Source organism: Acidaminococcus intestini DSM 21505, from assembly GCF_000425045.1.
Taxonomy (GTDB): Bacteria; Bacillota; Negativicutes; order Acidaminococcales; family Acidaminococcaceae; genus Acidaminococcus; species Acidaminococcus intestini.
The window spans coordinates 12,837-33,203 of the sequence record NZ_AULA01000030.1 but is presented as its reverse complement, the minus strand read 5'-3'; the positions used below and the strand labels follow the sequence as shown (position 1 = coordinate 33,203).

The following is a 20,367-nucleotide window of genomic DNA, read 5'->3' as shown; positions in this document are numbered from 1 at the left end:
AGTGGCCTTACAATGAGGGCAGATGTGTTCTTGAGGCGGCAGCTGAACCGCTAAAACCAAGGCTGATTCCGTTTCCTTTAAATTTTGAATCCATTCCTCTTTAATTCCTGTTAATTTTTCGATATAATCTAGAGAAGGCATATGTATTCAACTCACTTTCTTTATTGTTTGATCACTTTAATTGTAGAGGATTTGAGTGCATATGCCTATTTTTTTATTGAAAAAAAAGTAGGCGCTGAGAGGACACGCATCTGGACGGTCACTTTAGCGCCCCAAAATAAATTATAGAACCAAAAAGGACCTTACGATTTCATAAACCGCAAGGTCCTTTTCAGTTATATCATATATGGGACTTAGACAAGTGCACAAGGCTTCATTTTACGCAGAGGGATTCTTTTCCTCTGCTTCTTTTCTTTCTTTGAACTCTTTTTGGATAGCTTCTAGCTGTTTTGGATCATCAATCAGTTCGAGAGCAGCGTCAGCAAGGATCTTGGCGCCAAACTGCACGGCCTGATGGGCTTCTTCAGATTTACCGGCCGCAATGAATTCCGGCGAATGGGAAGAGGTTCCATCAGGGACAAAGGCGACCCGGATACAGGAGCCCGGAACACGGTGCATGACATTAGCAAAGTCCGTAGAGCCTGTCCGTTTCCGTGCAGACTGACAATTAGGTGCGTTCAGCGCCCTGGCATGTTTCATGAGGAGATCATTGAGCGTAAGATTCGGAATCTTGTTATCAAGAATTTTCCCCACCTCGGCATTGACAGTTGTTTCTGTCATCAGAGCTGCTCCGTTATAGATTTTTTCCATGCGGTTCATGATTTCCTTGACAAGACCAACTGTTCCGGCCCGAACCATGACCTGAGCCTGCGTAAAGCTTGGCACGACATTTGCGGCAGTACCGCCTCCATCAATGATATTGTAATGAATCCGCACATCATCAGGTACATGTTCCCTCAGGCATTCAATTCCGTGAAAAGCAAGCATCATGGCATCAAGGCTGCTTCGCCCGGCTTCCGGTTTGAGGGCGGCATGAGCGGCCTTACCGTGATAAGTAACTGTATATTCAGCATTTGCAAGACTCTTGATGTCTGTCTGCGTTGCCGGGCCACCGTGCATCATCAGGGCCACATCTAGTTCCTCAAAGGTGCATCCTTCCTTGATCATGATATATTTGCCACTGATATTTTCCTCGCCCGGCGTGCCATATACGGTCAAGGTAAAGGGGCTATCTCCGGCGGCTTCCTTGATAGCGTTTGCTGCGCCCAAAATAGAGGGTCCCTGAAGCTGATGGCCGCAGCCATGTCCCATGCCGGGCAGGGCGTCAAACTCACACAGAAGGCCGATATTAGGCCCGCCTTCCCCATTTTTCCAAATGGCCCTAAAGGCCGTTTCCAAGGAGCCAATCCCACGTGTCACAGCAAAACCATGGTCCTCAAGATACTGGGTAAGAAGGGCGCTCGACTTATATTCATGCGGACCGATTTCCGGATGATCAAAGATGGTGTCAGACATCTTCGTCAGTTCCGAAAGGTGCGCGTCAATCCACTGATTGGCTGTTTCAATCTGTTTTTCCAACATGCTTTTGCATCTCCTTTATTATCACATGGGCCCCAGATGAATCATTTGGGCAATGAACGTCATGACGCAGCCCGTCACGAGCCAAATCAGGAAAAGTTTCCACATGAAGCGCATCCACCGGTCATAAGGAATATTGGTCACGCTCAGAGTTCCCATAAGGGCGGTCGATGTCGGCAGGATATAATTACAGAATCCATCACCAAAATTAAAGGCAAGGACGGTGGTCTGGCGGGTAACGCCCAGCACATCAGCTAGTGGAATAAGAATAGGCATAACAGCAACCGCCTGCCCGCTCCCTGAAGTCAAGAAAACATTGATGATTGTATTAGCAATCACCATGCCCGGTGCTATGATAATAGCTGGCAATCCGCTAAGGGCTTCTGCCATCGCATGCACGATCGTGTAAGTAATTTTCCCGTCATTCATAATACCACTGATAGCTGTTGCCATCCCAATAATAAAGGTTGCTCCGAGCATTTGCTTGCTTCCGTTCAAAATATCCTTGCAGACATCGTTTGCTTTCGTTCCAATAATCAGATCTGCCACAACTGTATAAGTAAGGAAAATAGCCGCCATGTGGGACATACCCCACTTGAGGACGATTGCCCCATAAATGATAGCCGCAAAGGCAATGACAAGGAGAACAAGGGGAATCATCATCTTTCCGGAAAGTTCGCCCGTTTTATCAAGGTCAAGCGTCGCCGCATTATCTTTCGTCAGCTGGTCCAAATCGTACATCGGGCTCTTTTCCGGATTCTTTTTGATTTTCTTGGCATACCGGATCAAATAAATATTGGTCACGATATAAAAGACGACAAAGCAGACAGCACGATACCAGAGACCGGAATAAGTCGGCAGCTCGGCAATGTTTTGCGCCACCACGGTCGTAAACATGTTGAACGTCCCCGTGGAAAATCCAATAGCACCGCCAAGGACCATAATGGCTTCGCCTGTGATGGAGTCAAGGCCCATCGCCATAGCGAGCATGACCATAACAGGTGCAAAGGGGATGAACGTATTGACGCCCTGCGTCGTGCAGATAAGGCCAAAGATCAGCGTCAAGACGGGGATGAAGACTTCCAAACGATTGGAAAAACGCTTAGCCCCTTTGGCAAGAATGGCCTGCAAAGCGCCGGTCTTCGTCACAACATGGAAAGCCGACCCAGCCATGAAAATAACCATCATGAGGTCAATTCGCTTGCTAAAGGACTTGATGATATAAAGCGGAATAAGGACAGGATTGATGCCCGTACTTTTGATATATCGGAACGTTGCAGGATCAACGACCTTTTGCCCGGACGGTGTCTTGATAAAATCATACATACCGGCCGGTACAACCCACGTCAAAATCAATGCTACAACAATCATCGCAAGAATAATAACAAAGGTATGAGGGAAATTCATCACTTTGACCGGCTGAACCCGGCCTGTTTCCTTAGCATCCATCATGAAACTCCTTTCACTGCAGTTCCTTTACCCAGTTCCATAAACATTCGGCTTAAAAGATACATACGTGGAACAACACTGCTGACAGAAGCGCATTCCTGCGGCGTATGGTTCTTGCCACCTTTGACAGCGCCAAAGCAGTCCACAGCAACAGCCCCCGCATCGGCCGCCCAGTTTGCATCCGATGCTCCGCCTACAGACCTTGTAATCAGCGTCTTCCCCAATTCTCCATAGATTTTCTGGGCAAGTGCAATGAGTTGGTCCGTGCCGGTATTGGGAGCAAAGGGAGGATTTCCTCTTTTTACATGAACCTCTACTGTTGTTTGTGGAATCAATGGACGAGCTGCAATTGCTTGAGCCGCCTTTTCTACCCGGTCAATTTCACTTTTATCGACAACCCGCAGGTCCGCTGTTGCTTCCGCATGGGAAGGAATGATATTGTCCCGCTCTCCTGCCTTTAGAAGCGTAAAATTAAGGGTTGTTCCCCTACTGACATCTTCTAACTTTTTGATGGCTTCGATCTGATGCAGGATTTCCATCAGTGCACTGGCGCCTTTTTTCGGCGCATTTCCGGAATGAGAAGGAACACCCGTAACACGCAGCTGGAGTAAGTTGGAGCCCTTCCGCGACCGGACAAGGCCATCCCCTTCCTGCCCCGATTCACAGCACAAATAGCAGTCATGCTGTGGAGCAAGTTCTGCCGTTAATTTTCGGCTGCTTGGTGATGAGATCTCTTCATCCCCATTAAAAAGAAGCGTAATTTGATCATAATCATCGAATCCCAGTTCATGGAGATGCTTCATGGCAAAAAGCATCATATTGGCCCCGCTCTTGCAATCTGCCACACCAGGGCCCTTTGCCCAGTCTCCCTCAATGTTAAACGGCCTTTCGGCAGCTGTTCCTTCGGGAAAGACCGTATCAAGATGGGCAGCTGCCATAATCTTTCCCTTGCCTTTTCCCCTAAAAACAACGAGAAGATGACACCCTTCTTCCGGATTTTCCATGGGAATCTTTTCAATGGAATAAGGGCTTATTTTCTCAAACTCTCGAATCAACACATCGGCAACCGCGTTGATTCCCTTTCCATTCCGAGAGCCGCAGTCCACATTGACCAGTTGCTTCCATACATTAATATAATCTGGCAAGGATCTTTTGCACAGATCATATAATCTTGTATTCTTCACCTAGACTCCCCCTATACAAATTGGATTTTTATTACTTAATATTGTAAAATAGTTAGACTAACTGCGCTAATTGTTTTTCTCAAGAGATTGATAAATAATCTTTATATAACGCAAATTACGTTATATATTCGCGATTCATTCTGTAACGTACGTTTCATTTGGCGGGTGGAGATGAGGTCTATGAATTTAAGCTTTAGACAAATGGAATATATTTGCGCCATTGCTGATACAGGAAGCTATTGTGCAGCAGCTAAAAAGCTATACGTAACGCAGCCAACGCTTAGTATTGCCGTAAAAAATATCGAAAAAAGTCTGGGAACACCCCTATTTATCAGGAAGAAATCAGAGGTTGTGCCCACTGATGAAGGGACTATTGTTCTTACCTACGCCCGTAAGATCCTTCTGCTGCAAAAAGAAATGGAGCGCAAACTTTATCGTCAGCAAATGGCCCATATCAAGAGGATTCGCATTGGAATCTACTCCATTTTAAATACTGTGATCATCCCGCCCCTTCTTGTGAGATTTAAGAAGAAGCATCCCGACATTGAAATTTCCTCCATCCACGGGCATTATCAAGCCCTTGAAAATTCACTGTCGAAAAACAATCTCGACCTTATCGTCTGTGTCCAAGATAAAGATAATCCTTTATTTGACTGCATCCATTTAAAGAGGGAGCACTTTCTTCTTGCGATTCCTCCGGAACACCCGGCCTGTCATAAAGCAGTCAAAATGGAAGATCTTACCTATCCCTATCTTGATATACGGGAACTCAATCAAGACTGCATCTTTTTCCAATATCCCCACCAACAAATCCGCTGGCAGGAAAACAAACTGCTTGAAATCAGCGGGTTTCACCCTAAGGAAATCAAAGAAGTGGAAAGCATTCAGCTCGCCATCCAGCTTGCTTCTGAAAAACTTGGTGTGGCATTTGCCATGGAATCGTATGTCACGTCCTTTCATACGCAAAAGCCCCTTGCTTACTTTGTAACGGGCGACCTGAAACAAGTGCCATGGCTTACCATTTGCACGTCAAGAGGACTTTCGCGAGATCCTGTTGTCCAGGACTGCATCGAAATCATTCGGGAACTCATCAATGAGCAATAAGGAATATAAATCACTCTTCATTTTCACGTACCGTAAATCAGTAAAAATCAATGGACCTGTACTTCAATACGAAGTACAGGTCCGACTTATTATATAAAAAGGTATATAAATAATCCTGTGGTGTGGTCATCCCTTTAAACTAATTGCGGATTAGAATTTTCAGACAACAATCCATGAAACCTCCTGCTGTAGAATAAAAGTATCCATATATCTATTCTCAGAGGAGGTAAGACAAATGTCTTTAGAGCAGTTTACCACAAAGCTTCTCAACGTAAAAACGGAGGAAATTCAAAGTATGTGTCAACATTTTCTTGGGAGACCCCTATAAGATTATGTTGCAGCCTAATTAAATGCGAAAAATGGAGCTTAAGTGACCTATGGCTGTACTGCTGGCCGTATACGCACCAATTCCTCCGTTTCTAATTCCCACATGTGGAACCATAGAAGCTTTTTGCAGCGCGTTCCTCAAGGCTTTTCGCAGCTCCGCGCTCTTCGGAGCTTCTACAGGCTTGAACTTGCTGAATAGCCGGCTTCCAGCTCTTCATTTTGCAGGCCCGCAAGGGCCCTAGCCATGGCTAAGCAGCCTTCTTTTCCATGGGAGACCTTCCTTTGTTTTGATATTCGTGTCGTCAACACGATCTTAACAATAGGGGTCTTCCCTTTATTTTGCAAGGATTATTTATACCCTACCGAGAAACATTTTACGCTTAGAGGGAGAATTTTGTAGAAGCATGGAATAAGAACGCTTCACTGTGCTTTGTGAAGCGTTCTTATTTCTTTATGTACTTTCTCGTTCGATAAGCTTCGATGTATAAACAACCCGTTCAACCGGGGCGTCTCCGCCACTGTTTGCCTCAATTTCTGCAAGCACAAGCTGGGCCGCCTTTTTTCCAATTTCCACTGCAGGCATTTCCATCGTAGTCATTGTTGTTTCAAGCATGCTCCCTAACTCATGACCTGTAAGACTAATGACACGTACATCTCCCGGCACTTTTTTCCTTGCCTCTTTGAGCGCACGAAGTGCTCCAATCCCCTGTGCATCCATAGCAGCAATAATGGCGTCTAGTTCTGGATGGATTTTGAGCATTTCCTTTGTAGATGTGTATCCGTAGTCCAGTTGATTTGAATATCGCTTCGCTTCCGCCGTAAATTCACGCATTCCAAGCTCCATCATAGCATCTCGATATCCTTGGAAGCGAAATTTATATGGAGAAAGCTTGAGCGACCCCGTAATAAGCCCAATATGACGACAACCTTTCTTATAGAGGAAATGGACTGCCTCATATCCACATTTATAATAATCAACAGTGACGCTATTAAGTGTATTGTCCTGGACACGGATAACTTGTGTAATGGCTAGTCGTGAACTATGGATATCACGGATAAGATTTTTATTTTTTCCTGTTCCAGCAATAATAATGCCATCTACAAGGCCATTGCGCAGACGATTGAGACTATCTCTTTCGGCAATGGGATTATCTTCAACACTGCACAAAAACGCGGAATACCCTGCTTCCCGAAGTGTTGCTTCAATGGATTGAGCAATCATGGAAAATACTGATAGATGCAGGTGAGGTACGACAATTCCGACCGAATGACGCTTACCTTGGCGGAGTCCTTTGGCTAGAAGATTAGGACGATATGAGAGCTTTTCTACTGCAGCCATAATACGCTTTTTCGTTTCGGCATGGACACAGGGGTTGTTATTAAGAGCCCGCGAAACAGTGCTCACATCACAGCAGGCAAGTTTTGCGACATCCCTTAAAGTTGGCATAAAGCCACCTCTTTTCTGAAAACGTTTGCATATTTACTATATATCATAAATTTTGAATTTTTACAACGGAATAATAAAGAAAAAGTTCTAAAATTGGCTTTAATACTTAAGATTCACCTAAAAATACTTTGCAATAAATTGCGGAAATATCAGAAAATATTGACGCTATTCTATTCTTCGTGGTATAAAAAAGCCATCGGAAATACAAACGATTGCATTAAATAGAGTGCAAAGAATTAAGGAGGATGTTACCATGAAAGAAAAACATTTCAAAACAATTTTCCCGGCGGTTGCTGTTCCTTTGAACAATGACTATACGATCAATGAACCAGAATTCCGCGCTTATCTGCGCTGGATTAAGACGTTCTATAACAAGGGAATTAAAGGCCTTGTCTGTAACGGTCATACGGGCGAAATTACAGGTCTTACCCGTGCTGAAAGGAAACGCGTCGTTGAAATCTGCTCCGAAGAATGTGGCGATATCATGACGATCATCTCCGGTGTGAACTGTGAAAACACGGCTGAAAGCATCGAAATGGCTAAGGAAGCTAAGGAAGCCGGTGCTGATGGCATCCTTCTTATGCCGCCTCATATGTGGCTTCGCTTCGGCATGCACAAGGATGCTCCGTTCGAATATGTCAAAGATGTTGCTGAAGGTGCTGATATCGACATCATCATCCACCTCTATCCTGCTACAAGCAAGGCTTTCTATCCGGTAGAAACCTTGATCAAAATGGTTAAAGAAATCCCCCATGTTAAGGCCATTAAAATGGGTACTCGTGTAACGGCCATCTATGAACATGATGTTCGCGAACTCCGCAAGGAATGCCCGGATGTATCCCTCATCACCTGCCACGATGAAACGCTTTGCGTCACTTGGTTCACGGGTATGGATGGTGCTTTAATAGGTTTTGCCGGCTGCGTACCTGAACTTATTACCGGTGCTTGGGAAGTCTTCTCCCATTCTGAAAAACACACTCTCAAGGAAGCTCAGGAATGGTCTGATCGCATCTACCCGATTTCCCAAGCTATCTATGGCGGCGGCCAGCCTTCCGGTGAAGCTCATGCCCGTTTGAAGGAAGCGCTGGTTCAAAGAGGCGTTTTCAAATCCGGCCTCATGAGAAAACCGGTTCTGCCGCTTGATCAGGAAGAAAAAGACTGGATTGCTATGGGCCTCAAGAAGAGCGGTCTTCCCAAAGTTGATATGACTCCGTACGAAAAATAATCGCCGCTGATGCCAGCGAAGTTTTACGGTGCACAGTGAGAAATGCTGTGCACCGTTTTTCATATTCGAAAAGGACGGATTATTATGTATATTGATAAACTTGGATTCGATCCTGATACGGTTCCCACACTCTCTTTCGGTGAACTTCTCAAACGAATTGGCCCAGGTATCATCTTAACCGGTGTTGTCATTGGTCCGGGAGCCATTACAACAGCGTCTATGCTAGGTGCCAACTATGGCTACCAAATGCTTTGGCTCTTCATCCCCATTTTCATCATGGGCATTACCTTTATGCTTTCCTGCTACCGTATCTGCATGTTGACAGGCATGCCCATCATACATGCAATTCGTCATTATTATGGAAAAGGTGCCGCTGCTTTTGTCGGGATCTGCCTTTTCTTTTCCTGTCTTTTTTTCACTTTTGGTAATATTTCAGGGAGTGGAGCCGGAATGAATCTCATTTTCGGCATTAACTGGAAAGTAGGCGCCCTCATTATGATTGCCATCCTCCTTCTTATGTATTTTTCAAAAAATACATATTCCAAGGTAGAAAAAGGGGTTCTTCTCTGCATTATGGGCATGATCATTGCCTTTTATGCAACCCTCATTGCTTCTGGTGGCCCAGCCGCAGGGCCCTTCTTTACGGGGATCACACATTGGCAATTTCCTCAAGGCAGTCTACTTCACTCACTCGCTTTCATCAGTACTCACGCCGCCATCACTGCCGGCGTTTACGGAACCTATTTGGGAGCAGAAAAGAAATGGAAGAAAGAAGACCTCTTTAACGGCACCATGTTTGCTGACGGCATTGCCCATGTCATTACAGTTATTCTCATTTCTGGAGCCATCGTTACGGTTGGTGCTATCGTCCTTCACCCGGCAGGCCTCAAAATCAAGGCACCGGCCCAGATGGCGGCCATGTTGAAACCGGTCCTTGGCACTTTTGCCAATCCAGTTATGGGGCTTGCCCTCCTGGGGGCTGCTTTTTCAAGCCTTCTTGGTAATACACAGCGCGGCGTCGTACTTCTCAATGCTGGGATGGATTGGTCCGTCGGTCTTGAGTCAAAACGTGTCCGTTGGACCTGTGTTGCTTGTATTCTCTTTGGTGTCATCGTTTGCTTTGCTTACAGTGGTTCTCCGACACAGCTGATTTTCCTAGCAAATCTTGCCACTTCCATTGGTACACCAACAGCGGGTTTTTTTGTAACCCTTCTTATGTGGCGAAAAGATATTAACGCTGGCATGAGAGCACCTCGTCTTCTTCAAGTCAGTATGACCGTATGCTACATATTTGCAACAGCAATTACCATTTTGCTCTGGCAAACAAGCTGTTGAAATAATCTAATCCACTCGATTGTTAGAACACATTTGATAGGTTCTCAATAACTATGTTCCTGGGGAGGAAATACTCATGAACAAGAAACTCTTTATTGCAATGGCTGTAGCCCTAGGGGTAAGCGAAACTGCCTTTGCAGACAATCCTTTTTCTGATGTGCCAGCCGGCCACTGGGCTTATGCGGCTGTTGCTAAACTTGCTGCAGCAGGAATCGTAGATGGTTATCCCGATGGAAATTATAAAGGGATCCGTACCATGACTCGTTATGAAATGGCCCAAATTATTGCAAAGGCCCTTGCTAAAGGTACTATCGGTGCTGATGATAAATTGGTCGGTGAATTTGCTGATGAACTTGACAACCTTGGAGTATGCGTAGCAAAGCTTGAAAAAAACGCCGATAATGTTAAAATTACGGGTAATATCCGAATGAGTTACGCTAATACAACCGGAGGATTTGGCGGCGACAGCAAGTCACAACTTCGTTCCAGGCTCTTCTTTACAGGTGAAGTCAATGATAATTGGCACTATGTTGCCATGTTAGAAAACAATCAGTTTTTTGAAGGGAAGAATGAATCTGGAGACAGTGATACCGATTTTCAGAGAGCATTCCTCAAAGGCAATATTGGAGTTGTAAACATCTCTGCAGGTCGCCAGCATGCAGATTATGGGGATTCTGATATCTATTCTATGCGTGTTGACAGTGTTCGTGCTTCTGTTCCTTTTGGCGATGCTTACCTTAAGGCTGAATATGGAAAGATGGCAAATATTGGGGCCTACGGTTGGTCTGGAGCTGTCAAACAAGGGTCTTCCAAAGCTGTCGCTGACACGTTTGTTGAAACAGAATTGGGTGAAACATGGGGTAATTGGGACCTTGCTGCTGAGTTCATTAAAAATAATAATCAGCAGGTCATGGTAAACGGCGACAACACCATTTGGAACACCCGTGCCAACTACAAAGTTGGAAAGTTCAAGGTTGGCGCCATGTATCTCAAAGGGGATGACGATTCCCTCAAAAAAACTAAGTACCCCAATGCGGATGACGATGGCTATATCATCAACATGGGCTGGAATGGAGCAAAATCCTCCAAAGCAGGTTCTTGGGGCCTCTTTGCCAAATACTATAACCTTGGTGCACCAACCCAAATCAATCCGACCATGAACGGCGCCTGGAAGAAATTTGCCGGCGAAGGCTACAAAGGCTACCTCGTTGGCGGCAACCTGACCCTTGCCAAGAATATGGTGGCTCAGGTTGAATACTATGACCTTGAAGGCAAAGAAACGGAAAAACACGCGCGGACCCTTTGGTCTCAGCTCGTGGTCACGTTCTAACGATTCTCAAAAGCTGGAATTCCATTTACCAACACTGTATTGTATGTTCTCTCAATCTATTTTCTCCGCTTTAGAATGACCTCTGCGGCAATCTTGCTACAGAAATCTTTCTTTAAAAATGATCTAGAATCATCTTGGTTAATCCCTGTTATGACGTGACTATAGACAAGAGAAAAAGACTGGAGCGTTCCACCTAAATCGCCTTTTATTTTTGACTCGACGCACAAATCGCTCCGATTCAATGAAGTTATATGCCCCCATTGCTTAAGAAAAGATTCTTTTGAGAGCAATGGGGGCATGATGTTTCGTAAAAAGATCCCGTACCACAATCTCATTTTTAAGACGCCAAGATAAAATGGTGCCCTTGGGGGGGCACTTTTAGTTTTTTTCGGATGATAGAAGAACCCTTTTTCACCTACGGTTCCCATATCGGTCCATCTGTATTGTCAAACGCGTCGAACCTCCTAGCATCTGGGCTCATCTGGAGCCATATTCGAAAAAGGTAAATGGGAAAAAGACCGGACGCACGGCGCCAAACCGCCTCCCTTCGTTCGTGGGCGCCGAATTGATTTTTCGATAACACGGTCCTGCGACCGGCTATGGAGCAGGAGCTCCACACGCAGCGGTCTTGGCCCATCGAAAAATGTTCCTCGCTAGCCGCTCATGATGAGACGTCGCTGCCGCTCCTCATCCACCACCAAAAGGACTTGCCTGCTGCTGCGCAGCATCAAGTGGCTTTTGGTCCCCCGCCTTGGTAAGGCGGAACGGCTTTCGCCGTCTCTAAGACGAAAACACGAAGGGAAAAAGACCGGGCGGCTTGAGGCCAGTCTTTTAGCGACACAGCGTCGCAGCATCACGGCCTATATGTTGTCTTTTGCTTGACAGCTAGAGCCGAAAGACACGGTCCAAGTCCAGGTCTTCTTTCTTTTTTCATTAAGTTACTGCCTCACTAAAATACGGTCCCTATTCCGCGCACATTCTGGTCTTACACAGATTACAATCTTCTCATTTTCTTTCAACTTTATTTGTCACAATGCGATTTTACAGTCTTTTTAACCTGCATGTAAAGACGTTTGTATTTTCAAAATTTTCATTACAATTATGCTTGCGTGGCTCTTTCTTTTTGGGTATCATATAGGAAGAGAGCAATTTTTTCATTCATGGTTTTACATTTTTTATCACATTTTTTGAACTTCAATTTCATGGACCCAGTGTAACCAAGAAGGAGAGACGCACAATGAAGCAAACCAAGATGATGGATGGAAACACAGCGGCAGCCTATACATCCTATGCTTTTAGTGATGTAGCGGCCATCTACCCCATTACGCCGTCGTCCCCCATGGCAGAGGTGACGGATGAATGGGCTGCCTATGGCAAGAAAAACATGTTTGGCCGCCCTGTCGAACTCATGGAAATGCAGTCTGAAGGCGGTGCCGCCGGTACGGTTCACGGCAGCCTCCAGGCCGGAGCGCTCACAACGACCTACACGGCTTCCCAGGGGCTGCTCCTTATGATTCCCAATATGTTCAAGATTGCCGGCGAACTGCTCCCCGGCGTATTCCAAGTGGCAGCCCGTACGATTGCAACGAGCTCCCTCAATATCTTTGGTGACCACAGTGACGTCATGGCCTGCCGTCAGACGGGATTTGCCATGATGGCCTGCGCTGGTGTCCAGGAGGTCCTCGATCTTTCGGCCGTATGCCACCTGTCGGCTATCCGCGGCCGCGTTCCCTTCCTCAACTTCTTTGATGGGTTCCGTACGTCCCACGAAATCCAGAAGGTTGAGCTCCTTGATTATGATGATCTCAAAAAATTGGTGGACCAGGACGCCCTCGCTCGCTTCCGCCGGGAATCCATGAACCCCGATACACCAGTCATCCGCGGTACGGCCCAAAACCCGGACATCTACTTCCAGACCCGCGAGGCCGTGAATCAATTCTATGAAGCCCTACCGGAAGTGGTTGATGGCTACATGAAGGAAATCAGCAAACTCACAGGGCGCGACTATCAGCTTTTCAACTACACCGGTGCGCCTGATGCCGAACGGGTCATCATCCTCATGGGAAGCGGTGCCCAGACGGCTGAGGAAGTAGTGAAGATCCTTGCTGGTCAAGGCGAAAAAGTCGGTGTCCTCAATGTCCACCTTTATCGGCCGTTCTCCGTGAAACACTTCCTCTCCGCCCTTCCGGAAACGGTGAAAAAGATTGCCGTTTTGGACCGCACGAAGGAACCGGGCTCCGACGGGGAACCGCTCTATCTTGATGTGCGCAATGCCTTCTATGAAAGTGACCGCCGTCCTGTCATTGTAGGCGGACGCTATGGCATGGGCAGCAAGGAATTTTATCCCGGCGACGTTCTCGCTGTCTTTGACAACCTGAAACTTGATGCGCCAAAGAACCACTTTACGGTGGGCATCGTCGATGATGTGACCCACACGTCGCTTAAAAAGGAAAAATCCCTCGACATTACGCCCAAGGGTACGCGCAGCTGCCTTTTCTGGGGCCTTGGGAGCGACGGCACGGTCGGCGCCAACAAGAGTGCCATCAAAATCATTGGCGACAAGACGGACATGTATGCCCAGGGCTATTTTGCCTATGACTCCAAAAAATCCGGCGGCATCACCATTTCCCACCTGCGCTTTGGTCACGATCCCATCCATATGCCGTTCCTCATCAACTTCGCGGACTACATCGCCGTCCACAATCCGTCCTATGTCCGTCTCTACAATGTGCTAAATGGAATCAAGGAAGGCGGCACGTTCCTCCTCAACTGCGGCTGGAGCGGGGAAGAACTCGATACGCGTCTGCCCGGTCAGCTCAAACGCGTCATTGCTGAAAAGAAGGTCAACTTCTACACCATCGATGCCGTGAAGATTGCCCGCGAGATCGGTCTTGGCGGTCGCATCAACATGATCATGCAGGCAGCCTTCTTCAAACTGGCTGATATCATTCCCATCGACGACGCTGTCGCCTACCTCAAGGAATCCATTGAACATACCTACGGCAAGAAAGGCCAAGATGTGGTCGACATGAACGGCCGCGCTGTCGAAGCCGGCGTCAAGAATCTCGTCAAGGTCACGGTTCCTGAAGCCTGGAAGGACTGCACGGACGAAGAGCTCTATCCGAAGACAGGCAACGCCTTTGTCGATCAAATCATGATGCCCATGAACCAGCAGGAAGGCAATACCCTTTCCGTCGGGCAGCTCATGGATCAGGCCAACGGTACGTTCCCGTCAGGCACGACAAAATATGAAAAACGCGGCATTGCTGTCATGGTACCGGAATGGCAGATTGAACACTGCATCCAGTGCAACCAGTGCGCGTCCATCTGTCCGCACGCGGCCATCCGACCGGTACTCCTCACGAAGGAAGAAATGGAAAAATCCGACGTACCGGCGAAACCCGCCCTTGGTGCCAAGGACCTTTATTTCCGCATTGCTGTGTCGCCCATGGACTGCCAGGGCTGCCGCAACTGCATCGACGCCTGCCCGGCCAAGGAAAAGGCCCTCGTGGCCAAACCGCTTGATACGCAGCGCCATCTGGCTGACGCTTGGAACTACTTCATGGAAGACGTCACGCCAAAGAAAAACCCCATGAACAAATACACCTTAAAGGGCAGCCAGTTTGAAAAGCCGCTTCTTGAATTTTCCGGCGCCTGCGCCGGCTGCGGTGAAACGCCGTACGCCAAGCTCGTAACCCAGCTCTTTGGTGACCGCATGATGATTGCCAACGCTTCGGGCTGCTCCTCCATCTGGGGCGGTTCCGCACCGAGCATGCCGTACACGAAGAATGCCGCTGGCCATGGTCCGACTTGGGCCAATTCCCTTTTTGAAGACAACGCCGAATACGGACTTGGCATGCATCTGGGCACCCAGGCCTGCCGCAAGCAGATCACGGATATCATGACGGGGCTCATTGAAGAAGGCCAGATTTCCACGGAACTCAAAAATGCCATGGAAGACTGGATCTGCCACCGCGATGAAGGGGAAGGGAGCCGTGAACGGGCCGATCGCCTGACAGACCTCCTCGAGAAAGAAAAGGCCGGCAATGAAACGCTGGAGCACCTCTACGAAAATAAGATCTACTTTGTCAAACGTTCCCAGTGGGTCTTTGGCGGCGACGGCTGGGCTTATGATATCGGCTACGGCGGCGTAGACCATGTCCTTGCCATGAACCGCGATGTCAATATCCTCGTCTTTGATACGGAGGTCTACTCCAACACGGGCGGACAATCGAGCAAATCGACGCCGACGGCAGCGGTTGCCAAATTTGCCGCCAGCGGCAAACGGACAAAGAAGAAGGACCTGGGCATGATGGCCATGAGCTATGGCTACGTCTATGTGGCCCAGATCAACCTCGGCTATGACAAGAACCAGGCCATCAAAGCCATCAAGGAAGCCGAAGCCTATCCGGGACCGTCGCTAATCATCTGCTATGCACCGTGCATCAACCACGGCATCAAACGCGGTATGGATCATTCCTTCATGGAAGCCAAGGCGGCTGTGGAATGCGGCTACTGGATCAACTATCGATATAACCCGCAGCTCAAGGCTGAAGGCAAGAAGTCCTTCTTCCTTGACAGCAAGGCCCCGACAGGTGATTTTGAAGCCTTCCTCCGTGGAGAAGTCCGCTATGCCTCCCTCGAACACGAATTCCCCGATGTCGCAAAGGAACTCTTCAAAAAGACCAAGGAAGATGCCATGGCGCGGAGAGCCCTGTACGAACGGCTCGATGCAGAATGAAGAAAAGCTCGGATAAAGAGTGAGGTAATGTAAAACGCAGCGTCCACTGGGCGCTGCGTTTTTTGGTGTGAGGCTGCCACGAGCCTGCGGCTCTAGCTTTCTCGCACATACGGTACTAAAAGACCGTAAGGGAAAAGACCAGGAGGTGCCGCCCCAAACCACCCTACGGGCGGATCGGCATTCGCCGTCTCTAAGGCAAAAGATTCGGAGGCAGTTCGTGCTGAGAATAAAGGTATTGCCTAGTGATTTTTGTACTTAGTATAGAAAAGCCAATAGAAGGTCATTGATAGCAAACTATGCAGAATCAACTAAAAAGACTTAACCCGAAAACACGCTTTGATTCGGGGTAAGGCTTACTTTTTTATTTTTTTCTTTAGGTTCGGTGCTCCTGCATCGAACCGTTCCTGTCGGGTCTTTTCGCCTTAGAACTCGACTCGTAGAGTCGATCCGCCCCGCCAAGGCGGGGGACCGAAAGCCGCATGTTGCCTCATTAAAATGAGGCACGCGTGCCCTTTCGGTGGTGGATGAGGAGCGCAGCGACGTTTCCTTGCGAGCGGCTAGAGAGGCATATCCGCCCGGGTTTCGAAGGACGCTTTTGGAGCGGAAGTCCGAGAAACATGTTTAAGGGCGGATTTAATTCGGCGCCCACGACCAATAGGAAGACGGTTTGGCGCCGGCCTCAAAGTGCCTTCTCCCCCTCAATTTCGTGACAGCACGGTAGCCATGCGGTATAATAGACTTCCAACTACAATCCTACGGAGTGATCACAGTGGAAGAACGGACCCGCGGACCGAGACGGGATACACGAACACGCAAGCCGATGACGCCGCAAGAGCGGCGCAATCTGCTCTACAAGCGCTGGCGAAAGGCAGAGCAGCAAAAGGTCGATGCCAAGGAACTGCGGGACCCTACAACCTGCGACATGGTCGTCTTTGACCTTGAACTGGCCGGCTACGCCGAAGATGATATCATTGAAATTGCTGCCATCAAGGTGGATTTCTTAGGCCGGCAGACAGCCGTTTTTCGTGAGCTTATCCGACCTAGGACGAAGATCAGCAAACGCGTTACGGAAATGACGGGTATTACGCGGGACATGGTGAAGGATAAACCTCAGCTCCCCGAGGTCCTAAAACGTTTTTTTGCCTTTGTGGAAGGCAGTGCCGTCATGGGGCACGATATCGGCTACAACGATATCATGGCCATCAACCTTGCCTGTCGCCGTTACGGCATGAAGGCCTTCCGCCCGCCTTTTTTAGATACGTCGCGCCTCATCCTGCGCCACCTCTCCCGTGAAGCTGTAGGCGGAAAAACGGGCCTTGCAGCGCTTCTCGCGCACTTCAATATTCCCATCCATCGCCATCATGAAGCCCTGGCAGACTGCGAAGCCACGCTTCTTCTTTATGAAGCCGTTGCAAAGGAAATCAGGAAACAAAAAAGCCACCCTTAAGGCGGCAGGAAAAGAAGCCCCCTCCTTTATTTTGAAGGAGGGGGCTTTATTACAACAAAAAATCCATGTGACTGAAGCCACATGGATCTGAGTCCAAATTGGTGGAGACAAGGAGGATCGAACTCCTGACCTCTTGCATGCCATGCAAGCGCTCTCCCAGCTGAGCTATGCCCCCAAAAGACTTGTTCATTATAGCTCAAGTATACCGCTGTTGTCAATATATTATTTTGGGAGATGGAAGATATAAAGGCGCGGCACCAAAGCGTCCCGACCGGAAGGGGCAGATTGCCGCTATGCGGCAATTGTGTTGTCGGAGTTGCGTTTCTTGTCGTTCTAAGGTGATTCTAAGGCGATACAAAGGCAGTTCTAAGTCAAAAGACCGTGAGGCACCGCCCCAAACCGCCCTACGGGAGGGGGCGGAACTTAATTCGCCCTCAAACATGTTTCTCGGACTTCCGCTTCGCTCCAAAAGCGTCCTTCGAAACTCCGGGCGAATCTGCTTCGCTACCGCTCATGATGAGACGTTGCTCCGCTCCTCATCCACCACCATAAAGGAGGTCATGTTATGACCTCACTTGATGGTCCCCCGCCTTGGTAAGGCGGAACGGCTTTCGCCGTCTCTAAGGCAAAAACCCCACGGGAAAGACTCGACCAAAAGATTCCAATGGGAGAAGGTTTGGCGACGCCCTCACGGTCTTTTAGCCTGCCGCCTCTGGCGGCCTTGGCCAAGCGCAACGCCTTAGCCAAGGAAGGACCTGTTTTCATAGGCCTTCCGCCTCAGCCAGCAGCCGAAGGCTGCCTTAGCCCCACAGCACCACAGCATCCTTTCCCCTCTCTCGCTCGACAGCCGCGGCTTTGCCGTAAGACAGCCATTCAGGGCGGGGCCCTGAATGAGACAGCTTGACAGCCAAAAAGACCACGCTGCAAGAGCGTGGTCTTTTCTTCACTTTCATTTCTTTAAACTTGTCCACCCATCTTCCTGCACGACTTTGCCTTCTTTCATAAGGCGGCCCAAGGCGCGCTTAAAGGCGGATTTAGAGATATCAAAGACGCTTTTGATGATGGCCGGCGGCGTATCATCGGAATAAGGCATGGTGCCATTGCGCTTTTCGAGAAAGAAGAGGATCTTATCCGCATCGTCCAGCATGGCTTCTTCTTTGACAAGGCGCAGGGACATATCGATGTGTCCATCTGCACGAACGTAGGTGACGCGTCCTGTGATACGCTGACCAAAGTCAAGGCGTCCGCCAGGGACTTCACTGCGATGGATAAAAGCGATATAGCGTTCTTTTGTAAAAAGGAAAAAGCCATCCTTAAGGATATTGTAGACGGTCCCTGTAAGCGCATCCCCCACTTTGACGCCTTCTGCCGGACGGCTGGCCCGTTCCATATCTTCTTCGACACGCATGGTCACGGCCTGACGGCCTGACTTATCACGGTAGAGTTTCACCCAGATATGCTGATTGGGGGAAACATGGCCCCGCATTTCGCTATAGGGCAAAAAGACGCCGCGTTCAGCGCCGATATCGACAAATCCGCCCATCCTGTTCACGGAAATCACGTTGACGTATCCCAGCTGCCCTTCCCGCATCTTGGGAAGCTTCATGCTCGCCGTGATCCGGTTCTTGGCATCGAGGTAGAGCTGGACCTTGACCTTATCGCCAACGGAAACAGGCGATGTCATCTGGTGCTTATGAAGGAGAATATCATCGCTGGTATTCCCCGTTCCAGCATCAAGAAAAACGCCCTGGTCATTCATGCGCACGGCCGTAAGTTCCACGACATCGCCAACGCGGTGACTGCCAATGGTCTTGACGCTGGCCGGTTCTTTTTTCGGGCTCATGCTTCTCCTTCCGTTTCCACATAGGCTTCAGACGGGGCATCGGCCCAGAGCTGTTCCAGGTTATAAAAGTCACGTTCCGTTTCCCGGAAGATATGGGCCACACAGTCGCCGTAATCCATAAGGATCCAGTTGCCTTCGGTGTAGCCTTCTTTGTGGGAGGGCAGGATGCCGCGTGTTTCGGCCAGTTTATCTTCGATGCTGTCTGCGATGGCTCGGACTTGAGTCGCGCTCTGGGCAGAACAAATCATGAAGTAGTCCGTCACAGGGGACAGGCCAACCATATTGAGAAGCAGGATGTCTTTTGCTTTTTTGTCAGCAGCGGCGGCGGCAATGGCGTTTGCGAGTTCTTTTGGATTCATGGATGGAACCTCCTTAAATTTCTGTAATCCTTTTATGGGGAATCCCCAGTTTATCGAGGGTGTGCGAAACCTGGGACGGCGTCGTAACCCAGTAACTGATATCATCGATGGTCTTGAAATCACCATCGAGCATTTCACTTTTGATGGAGTTTTCGCCAAAGATGCGGAAGCAGTTGGCGGCACGGATCATGGTCATCAGGTTCATGTCCGTATCGACGTAGTCAAGGCCGGTGTTGATGATCATAGGAAGCTTCAGCATATTCGTGAAGGTAAAGAACTGTCCAGCCAGGGCTTTCATAAATTTCTGCTGACGCTCCACACGGCCAATATCGCCCAATTCATCGTGACGGAAGCGGACATACTGACCTGCCTTTTCACCATCCAGGTGCTGGTAGCCTTTTTTGAGGTGGATCTTGAGGTTGGCGTAAGGATCTTCATAATCCATGTTGTTATCAACGTATAGGTCCACACCGCCCAGCATATCGATGACTTTAATGAAGCCCTGCCAATCAACGACCATGTAGTAGTTGATGGGAATCTGGAGGAGCTGTTCCACCGTGCGCACGGCCCGTTTGGTACCGCCATAGGCGTATGCGGCATTGATCTTGTCATGACCCCGCCGGCCGGGAATGGTGACCCGTGTATCACGCGGCAGTCCGACGATGGCAATCTGTTTTTTCTCTGGGTCAAAGCTGACGACCATCATGGAGTCTGTCCGCTTCGGTGCATCGGGGTTATTCATATCCTCGCTGTCCCCGTCATCTTTCCCGAGGAGCAGGACGTTGATGCGGCTTGAAAGGGGTTCTTCTGTGAGGAGTTGGTTCTCTTTCTGTTTAGGCACGGGATCATCGGCACTGAAAAATCGGTCATAAAGGCCCATGCCAGCCATGAAGCCGCCGCACAAGATCCCGATCAAAAGGATGAGGAGAAGAAAAACACGTCCCTTGCGGAGCCGCTTTTTCTTTTTCTTCACGCCTGATTGTTCCATATCACTCATG

At 48.6% G+C, this 20,367-nt stretch carries 13 protein-coding genes, 1 tRNA gene and 1 pseudogene; 6 read left to right on the top strand and 9 right to left on the bottom strand.

The window, feature by feature from the left end; translation table 11 throughout:
* The 4 genes and pseudogenes from H503_RS12990 to H503_RS0108885 form a co-directional block, all read right to left on the bottom strand.
* Positions 1–141: pseudogene (locus H503_RS12990) on the bottom strand (ISL3 family transposase); the annotation flags it as partial.
* A gap of 237 nt (positions 142–378) precedes the next feature.
* The gene (locus H503_RS0108895; RefSeq protein ID WP_009015337.1) at positions 379–1,581 is read right to left on the bottom strand and encodes a M20 family metallopeptidase; all 1,203 of its coding nucleotides are present in this window, start codon (positions 1,579–1,581) and stop codon (positions 379–381) included.
* Positions 1,582–1,602: 21 nt separating this feature from the next.
* Complete coding sequence (locus tag H503_RS0108890) at positions 1,603–3,030, bottom strand: YfcC family protein (protein WP_014129116.1); 1,428 nt, start codon at positions 3,028–3,030, stop codon at positions 1,603–1,605.
* A complete protein-coding gene (locus H503_RS0108885; protein ID WP_009015339.1) occupies positions 3,027–4,211 on the bottom strand; it encodes a M20 family metallopeptidase in 1,185 nt (394 codons plus the stop codon). Before H503_RS0108885 ends, H503_RS0108890 begins: the two co-directional genes overlap by 4 nt.
* A 180-nt stretch (positions 4,212–4,391) precedes the next feature.
* Between H503_RS0108885 and H503_RS0108880 the strand changes: the two genes are divergently transcribed.
* Positions 4,392–5,315, top strand: coding sequence for a LysR family transcriptional regulator (locus H503_RS0108880; protein WP_016459956.1), 924 nt, complete (start codon positions 4,392–4,394; stop codon positions 5,313–5,315).
* Between the two features lie 778 nt (positions 5,316–6,093).
* On the opposite strand, the gene H503_RS0108870 is transcribed toward H503_RS0108880, so the two are convergent.
* A complete protein-coding gene (locus tag H503_RS0108870; RefSeq protein ID WP_009015341.1) occupies positions 6,094–7,089 on the bottom strand; it encodes a LacI family DNA-binding transcriptional regulator in 996 nt (331 codons plus the stop codon).
* Between the two features lie 253 nt (positions 7,090–7,342).
* Here H503_RS0108870 and H503_RS0108865 point away from each other — a divergent pair, with 253 nt between their 5' ends.
* The 5 genes from H503_RS0108865 to H503_RS0108835 all read left to right on the top strand — a co-directional run bounded on the left by H503_RS0108865 (position 7,343) and on the right by H503_RS0108835 (position 17,167).
* Positions 7,343–8,314, top strand: coding sequence for a dihydrodipicolinate synthase family protein (locus H503_RS0108865; RefSeq protein WP_009015342.1), 972 nt, complete (start codon positions 7,343–7,345; stop codon positions 8,312–8,314).
* Positions 8,315–8,398: 84 nt separating this feature from the next.
* Positions 8,399–9,649 carry an Nramp family divalent metal transporter gene (locus H503_RS11980; protein ID WP_035196243.1) on the top strand — a complete coding sequence of 417 codons (1,251 nt, stop codon included), beginning with the start codon at positions 8,399–8,401 and terminating at the stop codon, positions 9,647–9,649.
* 76 nt (positions 9,650–9,725) lie between these two features.
* Positions 9,726–10,979 carry an S-layer homology domain-containing protein gene (locus H503_RS0108855; RefSeq protein WP_009015344.1) on the top strand — a complete coding sequence of 418 codons (1,254 nt, stop codon included), beginning with the start codon at positions 9,726–9,728 and terminating at the stop codon, positions 10,977–10,979.
* A gap of 1,237 nt (positions 10,980–12,216) precedes the next feature.
* Positions 12,217–15,720: a pyruvate:ferredoxin (flavodoxin) oxidoreductase gene (gene nifJ, locus H503_RS0108840; protein ID WP_026385679.1), complete on the top strand. Its 3,504-nt coding sequence runs from the start codon at positions 12,217–12,219 to the stop codon at positions 15,718–15,720.
* Between the two features lie 769 nt (positions 15,721–16,489).
* Positions 16,490–17,167, top strand: a complete 678-nt coding sequence (locus H503_RS0108835; RefSeq protein ID WP_014129122.1) for a 3'-5' exonuclease — start codon at positions 16,490–16,492, stop codon at positions 17,165–17,167.
* A gap of 99 nt (positions 17,168–17,266) precedes the next feature.
* Here the strand turns inward: H503_RS0108835 and H503_RS0108830 are convergent.
* The 4 genes from H503_RS0108830 to H503_RS0108805 form a co-directional block, all read right to left on the bottom strand.
* Positions 17,267–17,342, bottom strand: a tRNA-Ala gene (locus tag H503_RS0108830).
* 774 nt (positions 17,343–18,116) lie between these two features.
* On the bottom strand, positions 18,117–19,010 hold the full coding sequence (locus H503_RS0108815; protein ID WP_009015347.1) for a CvfB family protein: 894 nt from the start codon (positions 19,008–19,010) through the stop codon (positions 18,117–18,119).
* Positions 19,007–19,369 carry a ribosome silencing factor gene (gene rsfS / locus H503_RS0108810; RefSeq protein WP_009015348.1) on the bottom strand — a complete coding sequence of 121 codons (363 nt, stop codon included), beginning with the start codon at positions 19,367–19,369 and terminating at the stop codon, positions 19,007–19,009. Before rsfS ends, H503_RS0108815 begins: the two co-directional genes overlap by 4 nt.
* A 13-nt stretch (positions 19,370–19,382) precedes the next feature.
* Entirely contained in the window at positions 19,383–20,366 is a 984-nt protein-coding gene (locus H503_RS0108805; protein WP_009015349.1) for an LCP family protein, read from the bottom strand.
* Position 20,367 lies beyond the last annotated feature (1 nt).